Source organism: Geodermatophilus sp. SYSU D00815 (assembly GCF_054050035.1).
In genome coordinates, this window is sequence record NZ_JBJGYO010000031.1 from 1 (window position 1) to 13678 (window position 13678).

Here is a 13678-nt window from a genome sequence, read left to right on the forward strand (position 1 = left end):
GGCTGGGCGCGCGCCGGGGCGGCGCCGCCCCGGTCCGCGCCCCCCCCCCGCCCCCCCCCCCCCCCCCCCCCCGCCTGGCCGGCCGCGGACGGCCGCGACAGACTCGGGGCAGGCGTCAGGGACGACGAAGCGCGAGGAGCGCCGATGACCGGTTACCAGCCCGCCCATCCGGAGAGCGTCTTCACCTACGGCGCGCCGCAGCTGAAGTTCGGCCCCGGCGCCGCCGACGAGATCGGTCACGACCTGGCGCAGACCGGCGCGCGCCGGGTGCTCGTCGTCACCGACCCCGGCGTGGCCGCCACCGGCACCCCGCAGCGGGTGGCCGAGCGGATCACCGGCGCCGGCATCGAGGCGCACGTGTTCGACGGCGTGCACGTGGAGCCGACCGACGAGAGCCTGCAGGCCGCCGTCGCCTGGGCCCGCGAGCACGGCCCCTGGGACGCCATCGTCGCGGTCGGCGGCGGGTCGAGCATCGACACCGCCAAGGCGGTCGACCTGCTCACCACCAACCCCGGTGAGCTCATGGACTACGTGAACCGGCCGGTGGGCGGCGGGCGCGCGCCGGAGAACCCGCTCAACCCGCTGATCGCCGTCCCCACCACCACCGGCACCGGCTCGGAGAGCACCACGATCTGCGTGCTCGACGTGCTCGCCCTGAAGGTGAAGACCGGCATCAGCCACGCCCGGCTGCGGCCGACGCTGGCCGTCATCGACCCCTCGCTCACGCTGACCCAGCCGGCCGGGGTGACCGCGGCGGCGGGGATGGACATCCTCTGCCACGCCTTGGAGAGCTACACCTCCCGGCCGTACACGACCTTCGAGCGCAAGAAGCCCGAGGAGCGGGTGCCCTACTGCGGCGCCAACCCGATCGCCGACATGTGGTCGGAGAAGGCGCTGAGCCTGCTCGCCGAGAGCTTCCGCCAGGCCGTGCGCGAGGGCTCCGACGAGCAGGCGCGGGCCAGCATGGCGATGGCCGCCACGTTCGCCGGCATGGGCTTCGGCAACGCCGGCGTGCACATCCCGCACGCGAACGCCTACCCGATCGCCGGCCGGGTCAAGGACTTCCACCCCAAGGACTACCCGCCCGACGAGCCGATGGTGCCGCACGGGATGTCGGTGGCGCTGACCGCGCCGGAGGCCTTCCGGTTCACCTTCGACGCCGCTCCCGACCGGCACCTCCGGGCCGCGCGGCTGCTCGACCCGCGGGCCGAGGAGCCGGCCGACCCGGCCGAGCACCTGCCGCGGGTCCTCACGGCGCTCATGCGCGACATCGACATCCCGGCCGGGATCGGCGCGGTCGGCTACGACGAGGGCGACGTCGACGACCTGGTCGACGGGGCGATGAAGCAGCAGCGGCTGCTGGCCACCGCGCCGAAGGAGGTCACCGCCGACGACCTGGCGACGATCTTCCGCCGCTCGATCACGCTCTGGTGACCCCGGCGGCGCGGAAGTCGTAGGACCACCGTCCAGCAGCGCGCCGCCCCGCCCACCTGCTGTGCTGTCCTGCGGACGCGGCGGCAGGGGAGGTGGGCGACGGTGCCCGAGGAGGACACGGCCGAGGAGGGGGACGACCCGCAGCGGCTGGTGTGCGTCACGCCGCTCACGCCGGGCCTGGGCATCGACACGCTGGTCAGCGCCTTCGGCATGCTCGCCGGCGACCTGCCCGGCCTGCTCCTGCACGTGATCGGCGAGGGGCCGCTCGAGGGCGCCCTGCGGGAGCACGTCCGCGGCCTGGCGCTGGAGGACCGGGTCCACCTGCACGGCGGGCCCTCCCTGCCGCCCGGGGACGGCTGGCGCGCGGTCGTGCTGCCGCGGCGGGTCGAGGACCCCGACCTCGCGCCGGCGGTGCTGCTCGACGTCTACCCCGACCCCGGGCCGGGGCGCCGGTGCCGCGTGGTCGCCGCGCCCGACGACCCCGCGGGGCTGGCCACCGCCCTCCTCGTCGCCCTGCCCGCCGCACCGGCGGCCTCCGCACCGGCCCCGAGCGCCACCCGGCGCCCCTGGCGGCGCCGCCCGGCGTCCGCCTCCCCCACCCGCTGCCCCGTCTGCCGCGGCCCCGCGCCGCGGTCGACCCCCTGGTTGTGGGGTACGTGACCGCTTGCGCACCGAGGGCTCACGGTCTGCGATGACGGTGAGGCCGGTCGACCGCGGCCGCCAGGAGCGGGAGGGGGGCGCCGTGGAGGAGCGGACCGCCCTGCTGACCCCGCCGCGGAGCCGGCGCGCCGTGTCGTGGTGGACGACGCTGGCCGAGGGCTACCCGACCGGGGCCGGCCGCGCGCTGCCCTCGACCCGCCGGGTGGTCGCCCGCTTCGCCGCGGCGAACCTGGTCGCCGTCGCGGCGCTGCTCCTCGGCAGCGTCCTCGCCAGCCAGCAGGCGGCGGAGCGCGAGGCGCTCACCGACGCCCGGCAGCGCACCGACACGATCGCCGCCCTGGTGGTGGACTCCACCGTCGAGCCGCTGCTGCAGGGCCCGCCCGCCCCGGCGACGGTCGCCCAGCTCGACGAGGTCCTCGGCGCCCCGCTGGCGGAGCTGGGCGTCGTGCGGGTCAAGATCTGGACGCGCGACGGCACGGTCGTCTACTCCGACGAGGAGCGGCTGATCGGCAGCGTCTTCCCGCTCGGGACGGAGGAGCTCGCGGTGCTGGACGAGGGCGGGACGCGCGCCGACGTCAGCGACCTCAACCGCGAGGAGAACCGGTTCGAGCGGGCGCCCAGCGGCAAGCTGCTCGAGGTCTACCGGGCCATCGGGCCGGAGGACCGCCCCCTGGGCCTGGAGACCTACTGGTCCTACGACGTCGTCAGCGAGCGGCAGAAGGAGATCCTGTGGCGCTTCGCGCCGATCTCCGTCGCCGTCCTGCTCACCTTCCTGCTGGTGCAGGCGCCGCTGGCGCACCGGATGGTCCGCCAGCTGCGCGCCGGCCAGCGGGAGCGGGAACTGCTGCAGCAGCGCGCGCTGGACGCCTCGGTCGAGGAGCGCCGGCGGATCGCCGGCAGCCTGCACGACGGCATCGTCCAGGACGTCTCCGCGTCGGCGCTGCTGGTCGCGCAGGCGGCCGACCGGCTCGGCCGGCGGGGCGACCGCGACGCCGCCGGCGTCCTGGCGTCGGCGGCGGTGGCGCTGCGCGAGTCGGTGGGCTCGCTGCGCTCGCTGCTGGTGGAGATCTACCCGCCGCACCTCGACGTCGCCGGGCTGCCGGCGGCGCTGGCCGACCTGGCCGACCGCCTGCGCTCGCGCGGCGTCGACGTGCGGCTGCGCCTGGCCGAGCCGCTCGACGTCCCGCTGGAGACGGCCACCCTGGTGTTCCGGGTCGCCCAGGAGGCCCTCGTCAACGTGGCCAAGCACGCCGGCGCCTCGTCGGTCGACGTGACCCTCTCGGCGCCGCCCGGGCGGCTGGTCCTGGACATCACCGACGACGGCAGCGGCTTCGACCTCCCGTCCGTGCGCGCCCGCGGCCGCTCCGGCCACCTGGGGCTCACCGTGCTCACCGACCTGGCCGTCGCCGCCGGCGCCCGGCTGGACCTGCGCACCGCACCCGGCGCCGGCACGCGCCTGCGGCTGGAGGTGGAGCGGCGGTGATCGACGTCCTGCTGGTCGACGACCACGCGCTGATGCGGGCCGGCCTGGCCGGGCTGATCTCCGCCGCCGGCGACATGCGGGTGGTGGGGACGGCGGACAACGGCGCCCGGGCGCTCGAGGCGGTGGCGGCGGTGGCGCCCGACGTCGTCCTCATGGACCTGTCCATGCCGGTGCTCGACGGGGTGGCGGCGACCGCCCGGATCACCGAGCGCCACCCCGAGGTGGCCGTCCTGGTGCTCACCTCGTTCTCCGACCGGGAGCGGGTGCGCGACGCGCTCGACGCCGGCGCCGTCGGCTACGTCCTCAAGGACACCGACCCGGCCGACCTGCTGGAGTCGATCCGGTCGGTGGCGCGCGGCGACTCCCCGCTGGACCCCCGGGTGGCCCGGACCGTCCTGCGCGACCGCCGGGCGGCCTCTCCCGCCGCCGACCTCACCGAGCGCGAGCAGCAGGTGCTCGCCCTGGTCGGGCAGGGCATGGCGAACAAGCAGATCGCCCGGGCGCTGGGCATCCGGGAGGGCACCGTCAAGGCCCACCTCACGAGCGTGTTCCAGCGCATCGGCGTCCGTGACCGCACCTCCGCGGCGCTGTGGGCGCGGACGAACCTGCCGGAGCCGGAACCCTCCCCCAGGCAGCCCTGACCTCAGCGGGAGGATGTCCCCGTGACACAGGGGCGGGCGGACGACGGGGCGGGTCTGGTCGAGGCGCTGCGGCGGGCCGGCCTCGAGGACGTCGACGGCTCCGGCCTCGCCCGCGCGCTCTACTCCTCCGACGGCTCCCTCTACCGCGTGCTGCCGCGCGCCGTCGTCCGGCCCCGCCACCCCGACGAGGTGGTGGCGGCCCTGGCGGTCTGCCGCGAGCTGGGGGTCCCGCTCACCGCCCGCGGCGCGGGCACCTCGATCGCCGGCAACGCCGTCGGGCCGGGGGTGGTGCTCGACACCAGCCGGCACCTCACCGGCGTCCACCGGATCGACGCCGAGGCGGGGACGGCGGTCGTCGACCCCGGCGTGGTGCACGCCGCGCTGCAGGCGGCCGCCCGGCCGCACGGGCTGCGCTTCGGCCCCGACCCGAGCACGCACAACCGCTGCACCGTCGGCGGGATGATCGGCAACAACGCCTGCGGCTCGCGCGCCCTGGGCTACGGGCGGACGTCGGACAACGTCGTGGCCCTCGACGTCGTCACCGGCGCCGGCGAGCGGCTGTCGCTGACGCCGGGCTCCGGCGGCGGCGTGCTCGACCGGCTGCGCGACCTCGTCGCCGCCGAGCTGGCCACGATCCGCACCGAGCTGGGCCGGTTCGGCCGGCAGGTGTCCGGCTACTCGCTGGAGCACCTGCTGCCCGAGCGCGGGTTCGACGCCGCGCGGGCGCTGGTGGGCAGCGAGGGCACGCTCGCCCTGGTGCTGGGCGCCACGGTGCGGCTGGTCGCCGACGCGCCGGTGCGGGGGCTCGTCGTCCTGGGCTACCCCACGATGGCCGACGCCGCCGACGCCACCCCCGGCCTGCTGCCGCACGGGCCCACCGCGGTGGAGGGCCTCGACGCGCGGATCGTGCAGCGGCTGCGCGACGTCCCCGCCGCGGTCGTGCCCGACCTGCCGCGGGGCGAGGGCTGGCTCGTCGTCGAGCTGACCGGCGACACGGTCGCCGAGGTGGAGGCGAAGGCGCGCGGCGTCCTGGCCGACGCCGGTGCGCTGGACTCCCTCGTGGTCACCGACCCGGCGCACGCGGCGGCGATCTGGCGGATCCGCGAGGACGGCGCCGGGCTGGCCGCGCGGACCCCCGACGGCCGGCCCGCGCACGCCGGCTGGGAGGACGCCGCCGTCCCGGTGGGGTCGCTCGGCGGCTACCTGCGCGGCTTCGAGGAGCTGCTCGCCGCGCACGACCTGCAGGGGGTGCCCTACGGCCACTTCGGCGACGGCTGCGTGCACGTGCGGATCGACTTCCCGTTCGGCCGCGAGCCCGACCGCGGCCGCGCCGCCTACCGGGCGTTCGTCGAGGACGCCGCCCGCCTGGTGGCCGCGCACGGCGGCTCCATCTCCGGCGAGCACGGCGACGGGCGGGCGCGCAGCGCGCTGCTGCCGACCATGTACTCCCCCGCCGCGATCGCGCTGTTCGAGCGGGTGAAGGGGCTGTTCGACCCCGACGACGTGCTCAACCCCGGGGTGCTGGTGCGCCCGGCGGCGTTCGACGAGGCCGTGCGGGTCACCGAGGCGCCGCGGCTGCGCACCGGCCTGGCCTTCGCCTACCCGCACGACGGCGGCGACTTCTCCTCGGCGGTGCACCGCTGCACCGGCGTCGGCAAGTGCCGGGCCGACCTGCAGGCCGCCGGCGGCGTGATGTGCCCGTCCTGGCCGGCCACCCGGGAGGAGAAGGACACCACCCGCGGCCGGGCCCGGGTGCTGCAGGAGATGCTCGCGCCGGGCGGGCCGGTGCGCGACTGGCGCGCGCCGGAGGTGCACGCCGCGCTGGACCTGTGCCTGTCGTGCAAGGGCTGCTCACGGGACTGCCCGACCGGCGTCGACATGGCCACCTACAAGGCCGAGGTGCTGCACCAGACCTACCGGCGCCGGCTGCGCCCGCGGTCGCACTACACGCTGGGCCGGTTGCCGTTCTGGGCCGACCTGGCCGCGCGGGCGCCCCGGGTGGTGAACGCGGTGATGGGGTCGCGGCTGGGCGGCGCGGTGGCCAGGTGGTCGGCGGGCATGGACGGCCGCCGCGAGCTGCCGCCGTTCGCGCCGCGGACCTTCCGCTCCTGGTGGGCCGCGCGCCCACCCGCCGCCGGCGACGGCGCCCCGGTGGCGCTGTGGGTGGACTCGTTCACCGACCACTTCGCCCCGTCGGTGGCCGAGGCCGCGGTGGCCGTGCTGGAGGACGCCGGCTACCGGGTGCAGGTGCCGGGCGCCGACACCTGCTGCGGCCTGACCTGGATCACCACCGGCCAGCTCGGCGCCGCGGCGCGGGTGCTGGGGTCGACCGTGCGGGCGCTCGCGCCGCTGGCCGAGGCGGGCGTGCCGATCGTCGGCGTGGAGCCGTCGTGCACCGCGGTGCTGCGCGGCGAGGCGGCCGAACTGGTCGACGACCCGGCGGCCGCGCGCGTGAAGGCCGCCACCCGCACCCTGGCCGAGCTGCTCGCCGGCACCCCCGGCTGGGCGCCGCCGTCGCTGGACGGGCTGGAGGTGGTGGCCCAGCCGCACTGCCACCACGCCGCGGTGCTCGGCTGGTCGGCCGACGAGCGGCTGCTGCGCGCGGCCGGGGCGCGGGTCACCCGGCTGGGCGGCTGCTGCGGCCTCGCCGGCAACTGGGGTGTGGAGCGCGGCCACCACGACGTGTCGGTGGCCATCGCCGAGCAGCAGCTGCTGCCCGCCGTCCGCGACCTCTCCCCCGACGCCGTCGTCCTGGCCGACGGCTTCTCCTGCCGCACGCAGCTCGACCAGCTCGCCGGCCGCCGCGGCCTGCACCTCGCCGAGCTGCTGGCCGGGCGGCGCTGAGGTTCAGCCCCGTCCGGCGACCTCGGCCGGGGACCCGGTCCGGGGCCGGGCGGGGGGCCGCTGGCCGAGCAGGCCCCAGCTGACCACGCGGTAGCGGCCCAGCGTGCGCTCGAAGAGGACCGGCAGGCCGATGCCGGCGGCGAGGACGAGCCCGAAGAGGACGACGTCGTCGTGCACGCCGGCGCGCTCCAGGGCGATCCGCGCGGCCGCCGCGCCGAACACGTGGAGCAGGTAGATCCCGAACGCGTACCCGCCGAGCCAGGCCAGCGGGGCGCTGCACAGCGTCCGCCGCAGGAGGAACAGCGCCGTCAGGCCGGTCAGCCCCACGACCAGGCCGAGCAGGCGGTCGGCCGGCGCCGGGAGGGACGTCCCGGCCAGCAGCAGCCCGAGGCGCAGCGCGAACACGGCGGCGAAGGCGGGCAGCACCCCGACGAGCAGCCCCGGGCGGTCCAGGGCGCCGGCGAAGCGCCGCAGGCCCAGGCCGAGGAGGAAGAACGGCAGCAGGTGCGCGGCGGAGTTGATGCTGAAGACGTCGGCCGCCGGCGGCACACGCACGAGCAGGTCCAGCACGCAGGCGGCGGCGATCGCTCCGCCCCACGAGGACGGCCGGTCCAGCGCGCCGGTCGCGTCGAGCAGCCCGACGAGGACGAAGACCAGGAAGATCGCCTGCAGGAACCACAGGTGCTCGAACCCGTAGACCCCGACGCGCCAGAAGTCCGCCGGGTCCGGCCGCTGGTTGACGCCCGGCACGACCAGCTGCAGGGCGAACAGCAGCGCGCCGACGGTCACCAGCGGCACCAGCAGCCGGCGGACCTTGCCGACGACGAGCCGGCGGTAGCCGGGCCAGGCGGCGACCGGGCGGAGTGCGTACACGAAGCCGGAGATCGTGGTGAACAGCGGCATGCGGAGGTCCTCGAGCCCGACGTAGGCCAGCCGCCACAGGGAGTCGTCGCCCACCTGCAGGCCGCGCGTCGGGTCGGAGCCGATCACGTGGCCGGCGACCATCAGGACCACCGCCAGCCCGCGCAGCGACTGGACGGAGAGGTCCTTGCGCGCGGTCACCCGGCCGAGGCTAGGTCGCCCCGGAGGAGTGCGCCGGTGAACATCGGGTGAACGGTCAGCCCTCGGGCGGCGGGTCGAGTTCCTGGAACACCGTCACGTGCAGCCCGGCGGGTGCGTCGAGCCGGGCGTTGAGCGAGCGCCACGGGGTCTCGGTGGGCGGGGCGACGACGTCGGCGCCGGCTCCGGCGAGCTCCTCGGTCACCCCGACGGCGTCGTCGACCTCGAACGCGACGCGCATCCTCGGGGCGACCGGGCGGCCGACCTCCACCTCGTCGATGTAGCGCTTCTGGGCGGGGTTGGCCAGCTCGAGCGTCGCCCGGCCGGCGTCGAGGATGGTCACGTGCGCCCCGCCGGGGGCCTCGAAGGCGCCCTCCGCCGGCATCCCGAGCACGTCGCGGTAGAACCGGACGGCCTGCTCGTAGTCCTCGGCCTCGACCACCAGGCGCAGCTGGCGCACGCGTCCGTCTCCCACGGGACCGGAGTCTGGACCACGCCGCCACCCCGGATCTACCGTTGTCGGCGTGCCCGAGTGGCTCACCGTCGAGGTGCTCGACGCCGGTTCCGGGGCCACGGCCTTCCCGGCGTCGCTGTGGCAGCACGCCCACGGCAACGACCTGGTCGAGGCCGCGGTCACCCACGGCGCCCTCTACTGGGAGTGGCACGAGACCCGCTGGGGCGTCGTCCTGGAGCTGGTCTTCCCCGACGACGAGCGGCTGGAGCGCTTCCGCGACCTGCCCGCCGTCCGCGCGGCCCTCGACGCCGTCCCCGACCGGGTGAGCGGCCTGCTGGTCTACCGCGGGCGCGGCGGCGGGGCCGGGTCCCCGGTCCCCCGCCGGCCGCGGCCGAAGCCGGTGGCCGGCGCGGCGGGGTGGCCGGAACCCGACGAGTTCCGGTTCCTCGCCGCCGAGCACGGCTCCGCCGACCTGCCCGAGGACCGGCGCCCCGCCTGAGGGGCATCCCGCCCGTGGCGGGCGAGGGGGTCAGCGGCGCCTGGTCCTCATGTCGTCGACGCAGGTGGCGGTCGACCGCAGCTTGCGGTAGCCGAGGCCGGCGGCGTCGAGGTGCTCGATGGCGGCGAGCTCGCCGGTGGTCCGCGCCTCGTCCTCCTCGCCCGGTCCGGCGGGCACCCGCACGAGCACGCGGTGCGAGAAGGCGGCCAGCCGCTCGTCGTAGGTGAGGGTGCCCGCCGGGGTGAACTCCGCCACGAAGAGGTCGTGCCGGGCGGCCTCGGCGCGCAGCCGGGTGCGTTGCCGGTCGTCCAGGCCGGCGAAGACCCCTCGGACGACGACTCGGTAGGTGCGGTCGGACACGGCGGGGGACGCTAGCCCGCCGGTCGTCGGCGCGCGAGCGAGTTCCCTCCGGCCCCCGCCCGTCAGGCCGCGGCGTCGCGCCGGGCGCGGGCGGCGGCGACCACGTGCGGGGCCAGCGCCCGCGCGATCAGCGCGTAGCCGGCCGACGAGGGGTGGAAGCGGTCGGCGGAGAACAGCGCCGGGTCGGCGGAGAAGGCCCCCGCCACCTGCGGGCCGATGTCGGCGAACGCCACGCCGGCCGCGCGGGCCACCTCCTCCTGCTGCCGCTGCAGCAGCGAGCAGGCCGCCTGGACGACGGGGCGGAAGGCCGGTGGCACGAACGGCACGATCGACATGTCCGGCGCCGGGACGACGACCACGTCGCTGCCCGCCGCCCGGAGGCCGGCCACCGCCGCGGCCAGGGAGCGGGCGGCGTCGGCCGGCGGCACGAAGCGCGCGAGGTCGTTGGCGCCGATCACCACGACGGCGAGGTCGATGCCCAGCGGCGTGGCCCGGCGCACCTGCGCGGCCAGGTCGGCCGAGACCGACCGCGGGACGGCGAGGACGTGCAGGTCGACGGCGAAGCCCTCGGCGGTCAGGGCGGCGGCCAGCCGGGGGCCGAGCCGATCGCCGGGGTGCCGGGCGCCCTGGCCGTAGCCGATGGAGTCGCCCAGGACGGCCAGCCGGAGAGGAACGGGTGCCACGGCTGTCCATTACCCCACGGAAAACGCGCCGGTGCCCGGGCGGTGAGCCCGCCCGGGCACCGGTCGGCCCCCGGCAGGAGGCAGGGTTCCTCCGTCAGGCGCGGGGGCCGCCCGCCGCGTAGATCACCTGGCCGGACACGAAGCCGGCGCCCTCGCTGACGAGGAACGACACCAGGTGCGCGATGTCCTCGGGCTGGCCGACGCGCTGGACCGGGATCTGCGCGGCGGCGCCCTTGACGAAGTCGTCGAACGGGATGCCCATGCGCTCGGCGGTCGCCCTGGTCATCTCGGTCTGGATGAAGCCCGGGGCGATCGCGTTGGCGGTGACGCCGAACTTGCCGAGCTCGATGGCCAGGGTCTTGGTGAAGCCCTGCAGGCCGGCCTTGGCCGTGGAGTAGTTGGCCTGGCCGCGGTTGCCCAGCGCCGAGACGCTGGAGAGGTTGACGATCCGGCCCCACTTCGCCTCGGTCATGTACTTCTGCGCCGCCCGGCTCATGAGGAAGGCGCCGCGCAGGTGCACGTTCATGACCGTGTCCCAGTCGGACTCGGTCATCTTGAACAGCATGTTGTCGCGGGTGACACCCGCGTTGTTGACCAGCACGACCGGCGGGCCCAGCTCGGCGGCCACCCGCTCCACCGCGGCGGTGACCTGCTCGCTGTCGCTGACGTCGGCCCCCACGGCCAGGGCCTTCCCGCCGGCGGCCTCGATGGCCTCCACGGTGCCCTTGGCCTGGCCCTCGTCCAGGTCCAGGACGGCGACGGCGAACCCGTCGGCGGCCAGCCGGATCGCGGTCGCGGCACCGATGCCGCGGGCCGCCCCGGTCACGACGGCCACGCGGGGGGCCGGGCTACCTGCCTCGCTCATCTAGAGGATCCCTTCGTCCGGAAGCCGGCCGCCGGGCTCCTCCGCCCGGTGCGGCCGCACGCTGCTCCCGACACGTTACGGGCGCACCACGTCGACCCTCGCGAAGCCCTCCTCGACCGACGGCGGCACCAGCCGCGCCCGGGTGGCGAGCACCCCGACGAGCGGCACGCGGGCCCGGCCCTCGCGGGCCTCGTTGCGCTCGAGGCAGGTCTCGGCCGGGGTGTCGAGCCAGACGGCCCGGACCGGCACACCGGCCGCGCGGGCCGCCGCGACCAGCGGCGCGCGCTCCTCCGGCGACGGGTTGGTGTTGTCCACGACCACGCTGCGGCCCTCGGCCAGCAGCTCGGCCACGACCCGGCGCTGGCGCGCCTCGCGCCGCCGGGCGTTGGGCCAGTGGTCCTTGCTGACGACGGCGTGGGTGCCGGCCAGGTGCGCGGCGACCCACGTGGACTTGCCGCAGCCCTGGAGCCCGACCATGACGACGAGCTCCCGGTCTCCGGCCACGACGGTCCCGGTCACCCGACCGGGCTCACGCCGGCTGGCGCAGCTGCGTCACCGCGGCGTCGTCGGGCAGCACGTCCTGCGCCGCGGGGTGCTCGACGAGGGCCAGCACCCGGTTGGCCATGAACCGCGCGGTGCGGACCGGTGTGCCGCCGCGGGTGGTCTCGGTGACCTCCACCAGCCCGCGGCCGTGGGTGATCTCCACCCGGCGGCCGGCCCGGGTGGCCTCGATGTCGTACGTGCGGGTGTCGTCACCGGCGTCGATGACGACCTCGACACGGTCGCCCTTCATGTGCTCCTCCTCGCTCGCCGGGCGGCGTGCCCACCCGACACCGGTGCAACGTAGCGAGGGGGTACGACATTCCGTTTCCGCAGCTCGGAGCGCGTGTCGGCGGTCAGTCGTGGTGGATCCGCCGGTGCGGGTGCAGGGCCCGGACCGAGGCCAGCGCGGCCCGCCGCGCGTGCGCCCGCCGGCGCGCCCGGGAGGTCCGGGGGGCCCGCGGCTCCTCGCGCAGGACCACGTCGAGCCAGTGCCCGCGCGGGTCGACGTCGACCAGCAGCGCCTTGACCAGGAGGGTGAGCGGGATGGCGAGCAGCGCGCCGAGCGCGCCGAGCGCCCACCCCCAGAAGAGCAGCGCGACGAACGTGACGGTCATCGACAGCCCCACCGAGTCGCCGACGAAGCGCGGCTGGATCAGCGTCTGGACGACGAAGTTGAGCACGGCGTACAGCACGACGACGGCGACGAGCTTGCCCCAGCCGCCGGCCAGCAGGGCGAGCAGCGCCGGCGGGATGAGCCCGAGCACGAAGCCGATGTTGGGCACGTAGTTGGTGATGAACGACAGCACGCCCCACAGCACGGCCGCCGGGACGCCCAGCAGCGCCAGCCCGATCGCGTCGCCGACGGCCACGACGAAGCCGAAGACGGTGCTGACCAGCAGGTAGCTGCGGGTGCCGCGGGCGAACAGGCCGAGCGCGATCGGCAGGTGCGGGCGCTCGGCGGCGACCAGCGCCAGCCGGCGGCCGAAGCCGCCCGACTCGATGGCGAGGAAGACCAGCGCCGAGAGCAGGAGCAGCAGCGTGCTGGCCGCGTCGGTGAGCCGGCTCAGCAGCCCGGTCGCCACGCCCACCAGCTGGCTGTAGTCGATGCCGCTGACCAGGTCGGAGAGCTGGCCGCTGACCACCCCGGCGTCGTTGAGGTCGAGGACGACGTCGTTGATCAGCACCTCGGCGCGGTCGGCGTAGTCGGGCAGCAGCGCCGCCAGCTGGGCGATGGAGAGCACGAGCAGGCCGACGAAGGCCAGCAGCACGGTCCACACGAGCACCAGCAGCACGGTGGCGCTGGCCCAGCGCGGCCAGCCGGCGCGCATCAGCCAGCTCTGCACGGGGGCGAGCGCGATGACGACCACCAGCGCCAGCAGCACGGGGGCGACCAGCCAGGAGATCTCGCGCAGGCCGGCGATCGCCACGGTCGCGCACGCCCCGCCGAGGAGCAGCAGCAGCCAGCGCGGCAGCCCGCCGGAGGTCGCCGGCAGCACCGGCGCGGACGCGTCGGGCACCGCGACGGCGACCCCGGGCTCGGCCGCGGGCACCTCCCGGCCCTCGGCGTCGCCGCCCGGGTCGGCCTCGGTGCCCGTTCCCGTGCTGCTCCCGGCGGCGTCCTCCTCGGCCGCCCCCGGGGACACCGCCGGCCGGGACGCCGCGGCGGACGCCTCGTGCGCCGGCGCCAGCCGGTGCCCGGGCAGGTTCGGCTGCGCGACCATGCTCCCCCCTCGTGCGGGCCGTCAGCTGCCGGCGCCGTCCAGCAGCGCCGTCATCGCCGGCAGGTCGAAGAACTGCGCCGTGAGCCGGGCGCTCTGCCCGCCGAGATCGGGGTCGGCCCCCGCGGCCAGCAGGGCGCGGACCGCCTCCTCCGACTGCCGGAACACGGCGGCGCCCAGCGCCGTCTGCCCGCGGTCGTTGACCCGGCCGTGGTCGGCCCCCCGCTCCAGCAGCGCCGCGACGGTGCCGGGGTGCCCGTGGTAGGCGGCCAGGATGAGCAGGGTGTCGCCCTTGTCGTTGGTCAGGTTCACCGGCACCCCGGCGTCGACGTACTCCACCAGCTGCTCGCTGGCCCCGGCGCGGGCCAGGTCGAACACCCGGTGGGCGAGCTCGAGGACGCCGGGATCGATCGGTTCGGACACGTGCAGCAGCCT

At 76.6% G+C, this 13678-nt stretch carries 15 protein-coding genes; 6 read left to right on the forward strand and 9 right to left on the reverse strand.

The window, feature by feature from the left end; all coding sequences use genetic code 11:
• The first annotated feature begins 144 nt into the window (after positions 1–144).
• The 5 genes from ACI78S_RS22240 to ACI78S_RS22260 all read left to right on the forward strand — a co-directional run bounded on the left by ACI78S_RS22240 (position 145) and on the right by ACI78S_RS22260 (position 7062).
• Positions 145–1434 carry a hydroxyacid-oxoacid transhydrogenase gene (locus tag ACI78S_RS22240; RefSeq protein ID WP_456977153.1) on the forward strand — a complete coding sequence of 430 codons (1290 nt, stop codon included), beginning with the start codon at positions 145–147 and terminating at the stop codon, positions 1432–1434.
• Between the two features lie 102 nt (positions 1435–1536).
• A complete protein-coding gene (locus ACI78S_RS22245; protein ID WP_456977154.1) occupies positions 1537–2094 on the forward strand; it encodes a hypothetical protein in 558 nt (185 codons plus the stop codon).
• A gap of 31 nt (positions 2095–2125) precedes the next feature.
• The gene (locus tag ACI78S_RS22250) at positions 2126–3577 is read left to right on the forward strand and encodes a sensor histidine kinase (RefSeq protein ID WP_456977155.1); all 1452 of its coding nucleotides are present in this window, start codon (positions 2126–2128) and stop codon (positions 3575–3577) included.
• Complete coding sequence (locus ACI78S_RS22255) at positions 3574–4218, forward strand: response regulator (RefSeq protein ID WP_456977156.1); 645 nt, start codon at positions 3574–3576, stop codon at positions 4216–4218. The genes ACI78S_RS22250 and ACI78S_RS22255 overlap by 4 nt, the downstream gene beginning before the upstream one ends.
• 21 nt (positions 4219–4239) lie before the next feature.
• Positions 4240–7062 (forward strand): FAD-binding and (Fe-S)-binding domain-containing protein, encoded by a 2823-nt coding sequence (locus ACI78S_RS22260; RefSeq protein ID WP_456977157.1) that lies wholly within the window; start codon positions 4240–4242, stop codon positions 7060–7062.
• Between the two features lie 3 nt (positions 7063–7065).
• Here the strand turns inward: ACI78S_RS22260 and ACI78S_RS22265 are convergent, their stop codons facing one another.
• A complete protein-coding gene (locus tag ACI78S_RS22265) occupies positions 7066–8124 on the reverse strand; it encodes an acyltransferase family protein (protein WP_456977158.1) in 1059 nt (352 codons plus the stop codon).
• A gap of 55 nt (positions 8125–8179) precedes the next feature.
• Positions 8180–8596, reverse strand: a complete 417-nt coding sequence (locus ACI78S_RS22270; protein WP_456977159.1) for a VOC family protein — start codon at positions 8594–8596, stop codon at positions 8180–8182.
• Positions 8597–8645: 49 nt separating this feature from the next.
• On the opposite strand from ACI78S_RS22270, the gene ACI78S_RS22275 reads away from it, so the two are divergent.
• Complete coding sequence (locus tag ACI78S_RS22275; RefSeq protein ID WP_456977160.1) at positions 8646–9074, forward strand: hypothetical protein; 429 nt, start codon at positions 8646–8648, stop codon at positions 9072–9074.
• Positions 9075–9104: 30 nt separating this feature from the next.
• Here the strand turns inward: ACI78S_RS22275 and ACI78S_RS22280 are convergent, their stop codons facing one another.
• From ACI78S_RS22280 to ACI78S_RS22310, 7 genes are all read right to left on the reverse strand, one after another.
• Positions 9105–9434, reverse strand: coding sequence for a DUF6204 family protein (locus ACI78S_RS22280; RefSeq protein WP_456977161.1), 330 nt, complete (start codon positions 9432–9434; stop codon positions 9105–9107).
• A gap of 62 nt (positions 9435–9496) precedes the next feature.
• Entirely contained in the window at positions 9497–10117 is a 621-nt protein-coding gene (locus ACI78S_RS22285) for a GDSL-type esterase/lipase family protein (RefSeq protein WP_456977162.1), read from the reverse strand.
• Positions 10118–10211: 94 nt separating this feature from the next.
• The gene (gene fabG / locus ACI78S_RS22290) at positions 10212–10982 is read right to left on the reverse strand and encodes a 3-oxoacyl-ACP reductase FabG (RefSeq protein ID WP_456977163.1); all 771 of its coding nucleotides are present in this window, start codon (positions 10980–10982) and stop codon (positions 10212–10214) included.
• 75 nt (positions 10983–11057) lie between these two features.
• Positions 11058–11501 carry an AAA family ATPase gene (locus tag ACI78S_RS22295; protein WP_456977164.1) on the reverse strand — a complete coding sequence of 148 codons (444 nt, stop codon included), beginning with the start codon at positions 11499–11501 and terminating at the stop codon, positions 11058–11060.
• Between the two features lie 10 nt (positions 11502–11511).
• Complete coding sequence (locus tag ACI78S_RS22300; protein ID WP_456977165.1) at positions 11512–11775, reverse strand: hypothetical protein; 264 nt, start codon at positions 11773–11775, stop codon at positions 11512–11514.
• Between the two features lie 103 nt (positions 11776–11878).
• Entirely contained in the window at positions 11879–13246 is a 1368-nt protein-coding gene (locus ACI78S_RS22305; protein ID WP_456977166.1) for an AI-2E family transporter, read from the reverse strand.
• Positions 13247–13267: 21 nt separating this feature from the next.
• A complete protein-coding gene (locus ACI78S_RS22310; protein WP_456977167.1) occupies positions 13268–13666 on the reverse strand; it encodes an ankyrin repeat domain-containing protein in 399 nt (132 codons plus the stop codon).
• Between the last annotated feature and the right edge of the window lie 12 nt (positions 13667–13678).

What these genes read in the sequence shown, in the direction of transcription:
- ACI78S_RS22305 (WP_456977166.1), bottom strand. Translation starts at nt 13,246, where the DNA reads ATGGTCGCGCAGCCGAACCTGCCCGGGCACCGGCTGGCGCCGGCGCAC.
- ACI78S_RS22240 (WP_456977153.1), top strand. Translation starts at nt 145, where the DNA reads ATGACCGGTTACCAGCCCGCCCATCCGGAGAGCGTCTTCACCTACGGC.
- ACI78S_RS22300 (WP_456977165.1), bottom strand. Translation starts at nt 11,775, where the DNA reads ATGAAGGGCGACCGTGTCGAGGTCGTCATCGACGCCGGTGACGACACC.
- ACI78S_RS22250 (WP_456977155.1), top strand. Translation starts at nt 2,126, where the DNA reads ATGACGGTGAGGCCGGTCGACCGCGGCCGCCAGGAGCGGGAGGGGGGC.
- fabG (WP_456977163.1), bottom strand. Translation starts at nt 10,982, where the DNA reads ATGAGCGAGGCAGGTAGCCCGGCCCCCCGCGTGGCCGTCGTGACCGGG.